This window comes from Arenibacter amylolyticus (assembly GCF_002150785.1).
GTDB lineage: Bacteria > Bacteroidota > Bacteroidia > Flavobacteriales > Flavobacteriaceae > Arenibacter > Arenibacter amylolyticus.
This window is the reverse complement of record NZ_MTAZ01000032.1, coordinates 1-14,265: the sequence shown is the minus strand read 5'-3', so window position 1 is coordinate 14,265 and position 14,265 is coordinate 1. Positions and strand designations below refer to the sequence as shown.

Annotated in this window: 13 protein-coding genes; 11 read left to right on the top strand and 2 right to left on the bottom strand. The window is 40.3% G+C overall.

What is annotated here, in order from left to right; all coding sequences use genetic code 11:
* Positions 1-201 precede the first annotated feature (201 nt).
* The 4 genes from nadC to priA are packed head-to-tail and all read left to right on the top strand — an operon-like array spanning position 202 to position 4,667.
* A complete protein-coding gene (gene nadC, locus BV214_RS12030; protein WP_086477758.1) occupies positions 202-1,059 on the top strand; it encodes a carboxylating nicotinate-nucleotide diphosphorylase in 858 nt (285 codons plus the stop codon).
* Positions 1,060-2,028 carry a YihY/virulence factor BrkB family protein gene (locus BV214_RS12025; RefSeq protein WP_086477757.1) on the top strand — a complete coding sequence of 323 codons (969 nt, stop codon included), beginning with the start codon at positions 1,060-1,062 and terminating at the stop codon, positions 2,026-2,028.
* Positions 2,029-2,208 (top strand): hypothetical protein, encoded by a 180-nt coding sequence (locus BV214_RS12020; protein ID WP_086477756.1) that lies wholly within the window; start codon positions 2,029-2,031, stop codon positions 2,206-2,208. It abuts the gene before it with no gap.
* Positions 2,205-4,667 carry a replication restart helicase PriA gene (gene priA / locus BV214_RS12015; protein WP_086477755.1) on the top strand — a complete coding sequence of 821 codons (2,463 nt, stop codon included), beginning with the start codon at positions 2,205-2,207 and terminating at the stop codon, positions 4,665-4,667. Before BV214_RS12020 ends, priA begins: the two co-directional genes overlap by 4 nt.
* Positions 4,668-4,672: 5 nt before the next feature.
* On the opposite strand, the gene BV214_RS12010 is transcribed toward priA, so the two are convergent.
* Complete coding sequence (locus BV214_RS12010) at positions 4,673-5,365, bottom strand: LytR/AlgR family response regulator transcription factor (RefSeq protein WP_086477754.1); 693 nt, start codon at positions 5,363-5,365, stop codon at positions 4,673-4,675.
* Between the two features lie 243 nt (positions 5,366-5,608).
* Here BV214_RS12010 and rpsF point away from each other — a divergent pair, with 243 nt between their 5' ends.
* From rpsF to hisS, 6 genes are all read left to right on the top strand, one after another.
* Positions 5,609-5,947 carry a 30S ribosomal protein S6 gene (gene rpsF / locus BV214_RS12005; RefSeq protein ID WP_086477753.1) on the top strand — a complete coding sequence of 113 codons (339 nt, stop codon included), beginning with the start codon at positions 5,609-5,611 and terminating at the stop codon, positions 5,945-5,947.
* Positions 5,948-5,949: 2 nt separating this feature from the next.
* Complete coding sequence (gene rpsR / locus BV214_RS12000; protein ID WP_176328511.1) at positions 5,950-6,249, top strand: 30S ribosomal protein S18; 300 nt, start codon at positions 5,950-5,952, stop codon at positions 6,247-6,249.
* Positions 6,250-6,262: 13 nt separating this feature from the next.
* Positions 6,263-6,718: a 50S ribosomal protein L9 gene (rplI, locus tag BV214_RS11995; protein ID WP_086477752.1), complete on the top strand. Its 456-nt coding sequence runs from the start codon at positions 6,263-6,265 to the stop codon at positions 6,716-6,718.
* 90 nt (positions 6,719-6,808) lie between these two features.
* Complete coding sequence (locus BV214_RS11990) at positions 6,809-9,988, top strand: TonB-dependent receptor (RefSeq protein ID WP_086477751.1); 3,180 nt, start codon at positions 6,809-6,811, stop codon at positions 9,986-9,988.
* A 187-nt stretch (positions 9,989-10,175) separates the two neighbouring features.
* Positions 10,176-10,646: a DUF6495 family protein gene (locus BV214_RS11985; protein ID WP_086477750.1), complete on the top strand. Its 471-nt coding sequence runs from the start codon at positions 10,176-10,178 to the stop codon at positions 10,644-10,646.
* 59 nt (positions 10,647-10,705) lie between these two features.
* A complete protein-coding gene (gene hisS / locus BV214_RS11980; RefSeq protein WP_176328507.1) occupies positions 10,706-12,082 on the top strand; it encodes a histidine--tRNA ligase in 1,377 nt (458 codons plus the stop codon).
* Between the two features lie 93 nt (positions 12,083-12,175).
* On the opposite strand, the gene BV214_RS11975 is transcribed toward hisS, so the two are convergent.
* Entirely contained in the window at positions 12,176-13,264 is a 1,089-nt protein-coding gene (locus BV214_RS11975) for a M42 family metallopeptidase (protein ID WP_086477748.1), read from the bottom strand.
* A 105-nt stretch (positions 13,265-13,369) separates the two neighbouring features.
* Between BV214_RS11975 and BV214_RS11970 the strand changes: the two genes are divergently transcribed.
* The gene (locus BV214_RS11970; protein ID WP_086477747.1) at positions 13,370-14,056 is read left to right on the top strand and encodes a DUF4294 domain-containing protein; all 687 of its coding nucleotides are present in this window, start codon (positions 13,370-13,372) and stop codon (positions 14,054-14,056) included.
* Positions 14,057-14,265 lie beyond the last annotated feature (209 nt).

Sequence of the window (14,265 nt, the reverse complement as noted above, 5' to 3'; positions counted from 1 at the left end):
AAACTGCAATTTTTGTTTTTTATGAAAAAAAATAAAAAAATAGATAGGTAATTTAATTTGAGCCCTTATGATTTTCAGGCAATAAGTTTCAATTTTTGTGAGGTATGGGGATTCATAGATGGGGAAACGCTTTGCCTTTGACAGGGATAATCTCCGCACAACCCAAACATTTTATTAATTTAGCATGGAAATAAAGTTAGCATGATTTCAGAAGAACAGTTTAGGACCGAATTGGATTTAATTATTAAAAATGCCGTACGGGAAGATGTGGGTGACGGAGATCATAGCTCTTTGGCCTGTATACCGTCCTCGGCAGAGGGTAAAGCAAAGTTGCTGGTCAAGGATAAGGGTATTATCGCCGGGGTAGAATTTGCCCAGCAGGTCTTTCACTACATAGATAAAGACTTAAAGGTGGAAGTGCTTATTAAGGATGGAACTGCGGTAAATTATGGGGATGTTGTTTTTCATGTATCTGGAAATTCGCAAAGTATTCTTAAGGCAGAACGTTTGGTGCTCAATGCCATGCAAAGGATGAGTGCAATAGCCACCAAAACCAAATACTTTACTGGTCTGTTAAAAGGCACAAATACCAAAATTCTAGATACTAGAAAGACTACGCCTGGGATTAGGGCATTAGAAAAGTGGGCCGTAAAAATTGGTGGAGGCGAAAACCATAGGTTTGCCCTTTATGATATGATTATGTTAAAAGATAATCACATCGATTTTGCCGGGGGAATAACCAAGGCTATTGAAAAGACCAATGAATATCTAGCGGAAAATAAAAAGGATTTAAAGATTATAGTGGAAGCTAGAAACCTTGATGAGGTAAATGAAATATTGGCTTCGCAAGGGGTTTACAGAATATTGTTGGATAACTTTAGCTTGGAAGATACCAGAAAGGCGGTAGCGCTAATTGGAGATGCCTGCTTAACCGAATCCTCAGGAGGAATCAATGAAGGAACCATAGCTAAATATGCCCAGTGTGGGGTAGATTACATATCTTCTGGGGCGCTAACCCATTCCGTTTATAATATGGATCTGAGCCTTAAAGCCATATAGATGTCTAAAGAGATTGAGGAAAAATTAAGCAAAATACCGTTTCTTAATTGGGCAATTGGATTGCTAAAGAAAATTAAATTGCCGGGTTTTGAAGGTTTGTCCTCCTACGATCTATTGGAGATGTATATCCTGGGAATTATACGAGGTGCAGTGTCTACACGAGCCAGTGCCATTTCATTTAGTATTTTTTTGGCACTGTTTCCGCTTCTCATATTCTTATTTACGTTAATTCCCTTTATCATTCCCTATGTTGCCCTAGAGAATTCTAATTTTGACGCTGAGTTTCTGGAGTTTTTGGAATCTTTTCTTCCAACCGCAACCGGCGACTATTTTAGTGAGATCTATCTGCAGCTAAAAGAGCAGGAACGCGGGGACGTACTCTCATCGGCAATTGCCTTTATAACTTCCATATTTTTAATGGGAAATGGCGTGAACGCTATTTTTGGAGGGTTCGAAACCTCTTATCATAAAAGTCCCAACCGTACCATGGTTAGGCAATACGTGTCTGCCTTGGCCGTAGGACTATTATTATCCGTACTGCTTTTAATGGGGGCGGTAATCTACGTTTATTTTGAAGCCTATATTCTTGGGGGACTATACGAAATAATACATGGGGAAAGTGCCCTAAAGGTGAATGAAGATAATTTTGCTTTGGTACCGTATGGCAAGTTTGTATTTTTGGGAATGCTCTTTTATTTTATTACGGCTACCTTGTATTATTTTGGTACCAAAGAGGGCAAGCAGGCAAGGTTCTTCTCGGCAGGGGCCATGATGACTACCCTGCTTTTTATTCTCACCTCATATTTGTTTGGAGTGTATGTAGAGAAATTTGCCAGGTACAACGAATTGTACGGCGCGCTTGGAGGACTGCTGATATTGTTAGTTTTTATTTGGTTAAATTCAAATATATTATTGCTGGGGTTCGAATTGAATGCCTCATTAAACTCTTTGCGCAAAAAATTAGGATAGATGGGAAGAAGAAGTAAATGGATCGTTGGGATATTGTGTTTGTTGATGTATATCCCTTCCGATGCACAGAGTGTATTTGGTAGGTGGAAGACGATAGACGATAGAACAGGGAATCCTAAAGCTATTATTGCTATTTTAGAGCCCAGATGTGGCTACGGGCAGAAGGTTAGAGATTTATGAGTTTACCGTATTTTATCAATGTTATTTTGCCCATTCCGCTAGAAAAGGAATTCACCTATAGGATTTCTAGTGCAGAGGCCCAGCTATTAAAACCAGGGATGCGGGTAGCTGTTCCCTTTGGGAAATCTAAAATCTATACCGCCTTGGTGATGGCAGTCCATCAAACTGCTCCTACTGTCTATGAGGCCAAGGAAATTGATCAAATTATAGATGAGGAGCCTTTGGTAACCCCAATTCAACTGCAATTTTGGAATTGGCTGGCACAATACTATATGTGTACGGTTGGTGAGGTGTTTCGCGCCGCAACCCCCAGCGCCTTTTTGCTTGAGAGTGAAACTCTAATCCACAGGAACGAGAAGGCAATAATTGATGAAAGCGACCTAAAGGATGAGGAGTTTTTGGTCTTTGAAGCGCTTCAATACCAATCAATTTTAAGGGTGCGCGAAATTAGTGACATCCTAGAAAGGAAGAATGTAATCCCAATCCTGAACAGGCTGCTAGAAAAAGACATTATTTTTTTAAAGGAAGAAGTCTATGAGCAATACAAGCCAAAACTGGTGCGATATGTTCAATTGGGGAAGGATTACCACACTGAAGAACAACTAGAGGCATTGCTGCAGAGTCTCTCTAGGGCCCACAAACAGCGGGAGGTGGTGCTGTCATTGTTCCAATTGCAAGCAATGACCAAAAAACCGGTGAAGGTTACAGACCTATCCAAAGCTGCCAATTGTTCTCCCGGTATTATTAAAACCTTGATTGATAAGGGGATTCTGGAAGAGCAATTTATTAGAACAGACCGAATAGTTTTTGAGGGCGGGGATCAGCAGGAGGCATTAAAGTCCCTTAATGAATACCAAGAACAGGCTTTACAAGACATTGAAAAATCTTTTGCAATGGGCAAGGTTACCCTATTGCACGGTGTTACTTCTTCTGGGAAAACCGAGGTATATGTAAAGTTAATCCAGGAGGTTATTAAGGCAGGACAGCAGGCATTGTACTTATTGCCCGAGATTGCACTTACCACCCAATTAATTGCCAGGTTACAGACTTATTTTGGTGAAAAGGTAGCTGTATACCATTCCAAATACAACGTTCAGGAGCGGATAGAGGTGTGGAATAATGTATTAGGAAAGAAAGAAAAAGCACAGATTATAATCGGGGCACGTTCTGCGATATTCCTTCCTTTTCAAAACCTGGGACTTATTATTGTAGATGAGGAGCACGAAAGTTCTTTTAAGCAATACGATCCTGCACCCCGATATCATGCCAGGGATGCAGCCATTGTCTTGGGGAATTTTCATGGAAGCAAGGTGCTATTGGGATCCGCTACCCCAAGTGTGGAGAGCTTTTATAATGTAAAAACCTCCAAATATGGTTATGCCCAGATAAAAAGACGCTACGGCAATGTCCTTATGCCAGAAATGGAATTGGTTAACATTAAGGAACAGTCCCGGAAAAAGAGAATGAAAGGCCATTTCTCCGAAAGGCTCATGGAGGAAATTGCCGAGACTTTGGAGAATGGGGAGCAGGTGATCCTTTTTCAAAATAGGAGGGGATATGCCCCTATTTTGGAATGTACCACCTGTGGCCATACCCCACAATGTCCCAATTGTGATGTTAGCTTAACCTACCACCAATTGCGAAAACAACTTCGATGTCATTATTGCAGTCACCATATTGCATTACAAACCAGTTGCCAAGCATGTGGCAGTACCACTTTAGATACCAAGGGTTTTGGAACCGAACAGGTAGAGAAAGAGTTGCAGTCTCTGTTTCCAGAAGCCAAAGTGGGCCGTATGGATTTAGACACCACTAAAGGGAAATTTGGTTATGAAAAAATCATTACTGCTTTTGAGCAACAAGAAATAGATATCCTTGTAGGTACGCAGATGTTGACCAAGGGATTGGATTTTAGGAATGTGAACCTAGTGGGAATCATGCAGGCAGATACCTTATTGAACTTTCCGGATTATAGAGCCCATGAGAGAAGCTTTCAGTTGCTCACCCAAGTAGCCGGTAGGGCAGGGCGTACCCAAAAAAGGGGTAAGGTCCTTATTCAGAGCTATGATCCAGACCATAGAATTTTACAGCAGGTTACTACCCATGATTACGATGAGATGTTTAAGGAACAACTCTATGAACGGGAGCAGTTTAAATACCCGCCGGCCAACCGGATTATCAGGATAACCTTTAAGCATAAAGACTACAACGTACTAAACGAGGCTGCAGACTGGTTTGCAAAATCGTTGCGGGCCGGTTTTGGGGAAATGGTGTTGGGACCAGAATATCCTCCGGTGGCCAGAATTAGAAATCAGTACCTGAAAAATATACTATTGAAAATAGAAAAGAAGCATTCTCTCGCGAAAACAAAAAATAACATAATGAGAATTCAAAAATCCTTTGATGCCATTTCCTACTATAGAGGAGTGCGGGTAATTTATAATGTAGACCACATATAATTTAATCAAAAATTATTAAGAGCCTGTGCAAGTTCGGTTTTCTTATTCCTGCTCAACGGTATTTGCTTTCCGCTTACCTCTACATTTTTACTGTTGAATTTCTCTATTTTCTCCAAATTCACAATATAAGACTTGTGGATTCGCAGAAACTTATTTTCCGGTAATTGCTTCTCAAAAGATTTCATGGTAGATAAAATGACGATATTAGCCTCATCGGTGACAAGCTTAATATAGTCGCCCAACGCTTCTATCCATTTTATGTCATTTAGAATAACCTTTCGCTTTTTAAGGTTGCTCTTTACAAAAATGTGTTCTTCGTCTTCTATAACCTTGTTAATCTGCTCGTACTTTACCATAGCCCTTTTTACGGCTGCATCAAATCGGGACAAGGAAATGGGTTTGTGCAAATAGTCGGTAACATCGTATTCAAATGCCTTGAGCGCATAATCGGGTTTTCCGGTAATTAGAATCACCTGAGGGCTATTATCCAAGGACTCCAACAAATCAAATCCGGTAATAATAGGCATTTCTACATCCAGGAAGATTAAATCTATTTCATTGTTTTTTATGCCGTTTTTTGCTTCTATGGCATTGCTGTATTCGGCGACCAATGCTAAACTGGGATGGTTGTTGACCAATTTAGCAACCGCCATCCGTTGCATGGACGAATCGTCCACAATTATACATCTTAATTTCATAGTTGGTTGATTTGTGGGGTTAAATCATTGTCAATGTACATAAAAAAATAGCTGTGCTGCAACAAAAGTTGTAAATACTGCTATATTTGTTGTGTAAATGGTTATGATATTGAATATAGTTGTTATCAATTGAGTTTTATCGCATTGCATTATCAAGATACTAAACTATAACGAAGATTTATTCATTTTCTTGTATATAGAATAAAAAATAACTACTTTTGCGCACTTAAAAATTTTAATAATATGAACAATTACGAAACTGTTTTCATTTTAAATCCCGTTCTATCTGATACTCAGGTAGAGGAAACAGTTAAGAAATTTGAGGATTTCTTAATTAACAGAGGTGCCAAAATGGTAGCCAAAGAAAACTGGGGGCTAAAGAAATTGGCCTATCCGATCCAAAAGAAGAAGAGTGGTTTTTACCATTTGTTCGAATTTACAGTAGATGGAGAGGCATTATTGCCTTTTGAACTGGAGTTTAGAAGGGACGAGCGTGTTATGCGTTTCTTAACCGTTAAACTAGACAAACATGCTGTTTCATGGGCAGAGAGAAGAAGAACAAAGTTAAAAGCTAAAGCGTAAGGATTATGGCATCAATAGAACAACAAGCTAAAGGTAAAAAAGACGGGGAAATTAGATATTTGACCCCTCTTAATATAGAGACTAGCACCCAAAAGAAATATTGTAGATTTAAGAAATCCGGAATCAAGTATGTAGATTATAAAGATCCAGATTTCTTGATGAAGTTGGTAAACGAGCAAGGTAAATTGCTTCCAAGAAGACTTACCGGAACTTCCTTGAAATATCAGCGTAAAGTGGCTGTAGCCGTTAAGAGAGCTCGTCATTTAGCTTTAATGCCCTATGTTGGCGATTTATTAAAATAAAAATAATAAGACGATGGAACTTATATTAAAGGAAGATATACAGAACTTAGGTTTTAAAGATGACGTGGTAACCGTGAAGAACGGATACGGTAGAAACTACCTTATCCCACAGGGATTGGCAGCCATGGCTACCCCTTCTGCTAAAAAAGTATTAGCGGAAAACTTAAGACAAAGAGCTCACAAGGAGAAGAAAATAGTTGATGAAGCCAATAAAACTGCAGAGAGTTTAAAGAAATTGGACATCAAAATCACTGCTAAATCCGGAGCTGGTGATAAATTATTTGGATCTATTTCTAACATAGACCTAGCAGCAGCCTTGGAGAAAGAAGGACATGCAATTGATAAGAAATATATTGGGATTCAAGGTGGTGTTATTAAAAGAACAGGACCTTACAATGCTCAGATCAGATTGCACAGAGAGGTTATCGTAGATTTCCCATTTGAGGTAGTCGCTGAAGCAAAAGGTTAATATCTTTTGTACAACTTAGTTAAAGGCCACATTTTTATGTGGCCTTTTTTTTGTTATTTTTATAAGGACCAACTTATAAAATAACTGATTATGAAACATTTGACCAAGAGTAAACTGCTACTGACCATAGCTTTTGTGGGCTGTAGCTTATTGTTATCTGCCCAGGTCACCACTTCCAATATTAGAGGGTTGGTATTGGACGATTCCAATGAGGCGCTATTTGGTGCCAATGTTGTGGCCATTCATACCCCCACAGGTACCAAGTACGGGACTATAACTAATGAGGACGGAAGATTTAACCTGCTAAACCTTAGGGTGGGGGGTCCGTACGAGGTAACCATTTCTTATTTAGGTTATAAAACCCAAACGGATAGCAACATTTTTCTAACGCTAGGTACCACGCAAAACCTAGAGGTAATCCTAGTTGCCGATAGTCAGGCACTAGAGGAGGTGATTGTGGTATCGGATCGGGGTACTGGGACTTTTGGTAGTGACAGGACGGGGGCCGAAACCAGCGTTGGCAGTCGGGAACTTACTAGGTTGCCTACCATATCCAGATCCGCCTCAGATTTCACCCGGCTAGAACCAACGGCAAGTGGTAATTCTTTTGGGGGGCGTAATGATCAGTACAATAATTTTTCTTTGGACGGGGCTATATTTAATAATCCATTTGGTTTGGATGCTCCTACTCCGGGTGGACAAACAGATGCCCAGCCAATTTCCTTGGATGCCATTGAGCAAATACAGGTGGCGACTGCTCCCTATGATGTTACCCAATCTGGATTTACTGGTGCTTCTATTAATGCGGTAACCAAAAGTGGAACAAACGAATTTGAAGGTACAGCCTATGGCTTTTACAGAAATGAGGATTTAACAGGCGGCAAGGTGAAGGGTGAGAATGTGGTAAAGCCCAGCCTTAAACAAAATCAATACGGATTTAGTCTTGGTGGCCCCATTATTAAGAATAAATTGTTCTTTTTTGTCAATTTTGAAAAAGATGAGAGGGACGACTTGGGGACCAATGGCTGGATCCCCAATACGGGGTCTGGTGCAGTGAACGAATCCAGGGTTAGTGAAAGTGACTTGATGTCGGTGCAATCGGCCTTGGCAAATTTAGGATATGAAACCGGCCCTTATGAAGGTTTTACTTTTGGAGCCCAGTCTACCAAGGGGATTTTTAAGCTAGATTGGAATATAAATGACAGCAACCGCTTGGCGTTGATCTATAACTTTTTGGATGCATCTAAGGAGAAGCCGGCCCATCCTACGGCAATTGCAACCCGTGGACCTAATTTTGCCACCCTACAATTTAAAAATTCGGGTTATGAGATCAATAATAAGTTAAATTCGATTCAGTTAGAGCTTAACTCCAGTCTCTCCGATGAGGCTACCAATAAATTACAGCTTGGATACTCTGTATTTGACGATTTTAGAAATCCTTTTTCCACACCCGCACCCGTTATAACTATACAAGATGGAAATGGATCCAATTATATTATTGCGGGGCACGAGCCGTTCTCTATTAATAACTTGCTAGATCAAAAGGTATTTCAATTGACCAATAACCTGAGCTTCTTTAAAGGAAACCATACGTATACCGTTGGATTCTCTTTTGAAAAGTTTGAGTTTAAGAACTCCTTTAACCTTATTAATTATGAATCTTTCAATTTCGGAATTTTTCCTTATTACGGATTGTTTAATCCTTATCCGAGTGTGCAGGAATTTTTGGATAATGCGCAGCCCGGGGGCGTGGTTGAAAAGTACTTGGCCGCAACACAGAATGCATTTAATAGTAGCAATGCTGCGGGGGTAGGAAAAGATGGAGGATGGAAATTGTCCGAACTCAATGTAGGTCAATTGGCGTTCTATTTACAGGATGAATGGAATGCAACGGATAAATTTAAACTTACCTATGGTATAAGGGCAGACAAACCCCTTTATTTTAATACATCCCGATTAATTCAAAAATTTATAAATACGGACAATGGGGCTACTAGGGACACCTCCGTTCCTTATTTTAATCCAAATACGGGTGAAGAGGTGTTTCTAAACTCTACTACTATGCCAACTAATGAGTGGTTAATCTCCCCGCGTCTTGGATTTAATTGGAATGTGATGGACGATAGATCTACCCAATTACGTGGTGGAACAGGAGTTTTTACTGGAAGATTGCCCTTTGTGTGGTTGGGAAACCAGGTTAGTGGTGCCGATGACGGATTTTTCCAGCTAGTGGATCCAGATTTTCAATTCCCACAGGTTTGGAGAACTAATGTGGGGTTGGATAAGCGTTTCGAGTCTGGCTTTATCGGGACAGTGGATGTTTCCTATACCAAGGATATTAATGCTGCTCATGTTCAAAATTGGGGGCTTAGAAATCCAAGTGGAACCTTAAACGCTCCTGGCGATAACAGGCCTATATACACAGCGGCCGATAAAGGGAATAATGCCTATGTGTTTACCAATTCGGACAAGGGTAGGATATGGAATGTATCGCTGAAGGGGCAAAAAACCTTCTCTTCCGGTCTATACGCCAGCCTAGCCTATAGTTACCTTAATGCCAAGGATGTAAATTCTATAGAGGCAGAAATCACGGGGGATGCCTTCGATTTTAACCCCAACCTAGGAAATGCTAATAACGATGTATTGGGGTATTCAAAATATGGAGATACCCATCGCTTTATTGGGGTGGCGTCCAAACAGTTTAAATATGGAGGCGATACTTGGGCAACCACCATCTCTACCTTTTTTGAATATGCACAGGGAGGAAGGTATAATTATACCTATGCCGGGAATATTAACGGTGATAGCTCTTTCCAAAACAACGACTTGTTGTATATCCCTACCAGCTCGGAAGTGGGGCAAATGCAGTTTTCCGGACCAGGGCAGGCAGAGGCATTTGAAGCATATATTCAGCAAGATGATTATCTAAAAGATCATCGCGGGGAATACATGGAACGTTATGGGGCACTTGCCCCATGGAGAGGGCGCTGGGACCTGAAATTATTACAGGACTACAACTTTAAGGTGGCAGGCGATAAAACCAATACCATTCAGTTGAGCGTAGATGTGTTAAATATTGGAAACCTTATTAATTCCGATTGGGGGGTAATTCAGCAACCCAACAATATTAGCCCAATTGGGGTAACGGTAGATCCCAATACTAATATACCTACTTATACTTTTGATAATACGGTGATAAAAACCTATGGCTATGATGCTAGTTTGCTATCCAGATGGCAGGCTCAAGTAGGATTGCGATACATATTTTAACCGAAATAATGGAATAACGGCTCTTCTAGGAGATCCGGTTTAATAATTTTACCATTTAAAGATCTAAAAAGGCTGTGCAAATCGCGCAGCCTTCTTATTTTTGCAAATTATTGACTTCCGCCTATTGGGGGGAGTTGGGATTTAGTATAGGTATTGAGCATTAATGCCCAGAGTAAAATTGATGACGATGAAATATACAAGACTTACCAAGGAACAACTGGAAGAACTGCACCAAGAATTTATCAATTTTTTGGCCACTCAATCCATCACAGCGGAGGAGTGGGAAACCATAAAAAAGGAGCGGCCCCATGTTGCCGAAGAAGAGTTGGATGTTTTTAGCGACCTAATTTGGGAAGGGGTATTGTCTAAAGTTCAGTTTGTGGAGAATATTTCCGCACAGCATATGCATTTGTTCCACATGGAAGAAAAGGAGATGAAACTGATATCGGTAAAAGTGATGAATCCTGAGGTTGATTTAAAAACTAAGGAGGGATTTGCATGGTTTAAGAAAAACTGGCAGTCAGACTTTGTTGAGTATCTAACCGCATCCAAAGCTTATGGAGAGGATAAAAACCTAGATAAGTTTAACCTAATAAAGCAGGGAGCGGTTATTACCAAGGGGGAACTGTATGAATGGTTTGATCAGATGATTGGTTAGGGCAGTATCTTTATAAAACAAAACAGGTAAATAAATAGAATTACATTAGAATCCAGATTATGGCACAAAAACCTTCCATAGCTAAAGGGACACGGGATTTTTCCCCGTCCGAAGTAAATAAGCGAAACTATATTATGGATATAGTGAAAAACCATTTTAAAACCTTCGGATTTCAACCTATAGAAACACCGTCTTTTGAAAACTCGGATACCCTTATGGGGAAATACGGGGAAGAAGGAGATCGCCTAATCTTTAAAATATTAAACTCCGGGGATTATTTAAGGAAGGTAGATGGAGAGTTGCTTAGTAGCAAGGATTCCAATAAGCTTACTGCGAAAATATCTGAAAAGGCATTGCGCTATGATTTAACCGTGCCCTTTGCTCGTTACGTGGTAATGCATCAAAATGAGATTAGCTTTCCTTTTAAAAGATATCAGATTCAACCTGTTTGGCGGGCCGATAGGCCGCAAAAGGGGCGATTCCGCGAATTTTTTCAATGTGATGCAGATGTAGTGGGATCCAATTCCTTATTGCAGGAGGTGGAGTTGGTGCAATTGTACGATGCGGTTTTTACGGAGTTGAAGTTGACGGGGGTGACCGTAAAGCTAAACAACAGAAAGGTTTTAGCCGGAATTGCCGAGGTTATTGGTGAGAGTGATAAGTTGATCGATTTTACCGTGGCCTTGGATAAGTTGGATAAAATTGGGATAGAGGGCGTTACCAAAGAAATGCGTGAAAAGGGTATTTCTGAAACCGCTATCGAAAAAGCTGCACCGTTATATGCGCTTAATGGCACCAACTTGGAGCAACTCGCTGTTCTTAAGGAGCTTTTGGCTTCTTCGGAAATAGGGACTAAGGGGGTAGAAGAACTCCACTTTATAGTTAAAACCTTGGGAGATTTGGGCTTGCAATCTGCTAAGTTAGATATAGATGTAACCCTAGCACGTGGACTAAACTATTATACCGGAGCCATTTTTGAGGTGGCTGCTCCAGAAGGGGTGCGTATGGGGTCTATTGGTGGGGGAGGTCGCTATGACGATCTTACTGGGATCTTTGGTTTAAAAGATGTGAGCGGAATCGGGATTTCTTTTGGGCTAGATCGTATTTATTTGGTGTTGGAAGAATTGGAGCTGTTTCCGGAAACCATAGAGAATTCTTTACAGGTGCTTTGTGTTAATTTCGGAGATAAAGAAGCATTGGTTTCCCTAAAGTTGGTGAGTCAGCTTAGGAAAAATGGGGTAAGTGCCGATCTGTACCCTTCAAGTGCTAAAATGCAAAAACAAATGAAATATGCCAATAACCGCAATGTTCCCTATGTGGTGTTGATTGGGGATAAGGAGCTAGAAGCAAATTCATTTGTAGTTAGGGATATGGTTCAAGGCGGTCAAAAGGAGTATAGTTTAGATAGTATAGAACAGTTTATAGAAGAACTGTAATATTGGAGGGAGGTAAAATACCTTCTTCTTCATCATAAAAAAAGCCGTTTCATATTTTATGAAACGGCTTTTTTGCGACTGGATTGCAGCTACCTATTTAAAATAACTGTAGGTTTCGTCTGGATTGATGTTTAGCAAGGTTTCATAGATCAATCGAATCACATTCTCCACATCGTCTTGATGTACTGTTTCTACAGTAGTATGCATGTATCTAAGTGGTAAGGAAATAAGGGCAGAGGCCACACCGCCATTGCTATAGGCAAAGGCATCCGTATCTGTTCCTGTGTGTCTGGAGGAAGCCATTCTTTGAAATGGAATATTGTTGGCTTCGGCCGTTTCAATTATATGTTCCCTTAGCTTGTTTTGCACTGCCGGTGCATAGGCAATTACGGGGCCAGCACCAATCTCCGTATGACCCTGTTTCTTTTTCTCGATCATTGGAGTTGTAGTATCGTGGGTCACATCGGTGACAATGGCTACATTGGGTTTAATGGTGTGGGTGATCATTTCTGCACCTTTGAGGCCAATTTCTTCCTGAACGGAATTGGTGATGTATAATCCAAAGGGCAATTCTTTTTTGTTTTCGTGCAAGAGCCTAGCCACTTCCGCAATCATAAATCCACCGATACGGTTATCTATAGCGCGACAAACAAACTTATTTTCATTTAAAATCTGGAATTCGTCGGGGTAGGTGATGACGCAACCAACATGAACTCCCATTTTTTCTACTTCGTCCTTATCCTTGGCACCAACATCTATAAATATATTATCTAATTTAGGAGGTTCTTCCTTGGAGTTGTCCCTGGTATGGATGGCAGGCCAACCAAAAACACCTTTTACAATTCCCTTCTTGGTGTGAATGTTCACCCATTTAGAGGGGGCAATCTGATGGTCGCTACCTCCATTTCGTATAACATAGATCATTCCATTGTCCGTAATATAGTTTACGTACCAGGAAATTTCATCGGAATGTCCTTCAATAACTACCTTGTACTTGGCATCTGGGTTAATAACTCCCACAGCAGTCCCATAGGTGTCGGTTATATAAGTATCCACGTAGGGTCTTATATAATCCATCCATAATTTTTGGCCTTCCCACTCGTAGCCGGTCGGAGAAGCATTGTTTAGGTATTTCTCTAAAAAATCAATAGACTTCTTATTAAGTATCTTCTTTGTGCTCATATACTTATTTGTTTAATTGCAAACTTAACAATATTCACTTTTATTTAATAATATGGTGCATGCTTTATCATTAATTTTGGCAGGGCTTTTGAGTTGAAAGATGCGATGGTAAGAAAAACAGCTATATGGTTAATTGGATTATTGGGATTCCTTGGGTTTTCACAGGTTCCCGATGAACCGTTGGACTCCGTTTCCCAACAGTATATTATGATGGAGGGGGATTCCGTAATGCAAAGCTCCATTGCTTTAAATGAAGTATTTGTTTTCGGGAAGCTGCGTTTTGATTCCTATGAGGATAAGTTACGCTATTATATTCTACGGAGAAGGACGATGAAGGTTTATCCTTATGCGAAATTGGCCGCCGAAAGATTGGTGGAATTGAACGATAGCTTGGTGTATATTAAGAAAAATAGGCACAAAAGAAGGTTTACGCGTAAGGTCCAAAGATTTATTGAAGACGAGTTTTCCGAGGAGTTAAAGAAGCTAACCCGTAGTGAAGGGCAGATATTGGTGAAGTTGATCTATAGACAAACAGGCACCACTGCCTTCGACTTGGTTAAGGAGCTGCGAAGTGGCTGGCGGGCTTTTTGGTACAATACCACTGCTAGTATGTTCAGTATAAGTCTTAAGGAGGAATTTAAACCCGATGTGGTGCATGAAGACTATCTTATAGAGGATATTCTGCAACGAGCCTTTGCCGATTTTAGTTTGGAGAGGCAGCCATCTGTGCTGGATTATGATTATGCCACCCTTAATAATATCTGGAAAGACAATGCAGGTAATAAGGAATAGCTCTTATTGAAGCTTTCTTCTGTGGTGTATTGGATGGGATGTTGGCCTAAAACGATATGGCTAATGTAAATTATGACTTACCTAATTGGGATATTCAATAAAAAATACTATCTTGTTCCTCCTTTTTTGAGTCTGCAAAAACTTGTTTTTCAGCTGCTTGGGTTATGGGGTTTAAAAAACCTTAAAAATAGTTATTGAAAAAGCTTGTG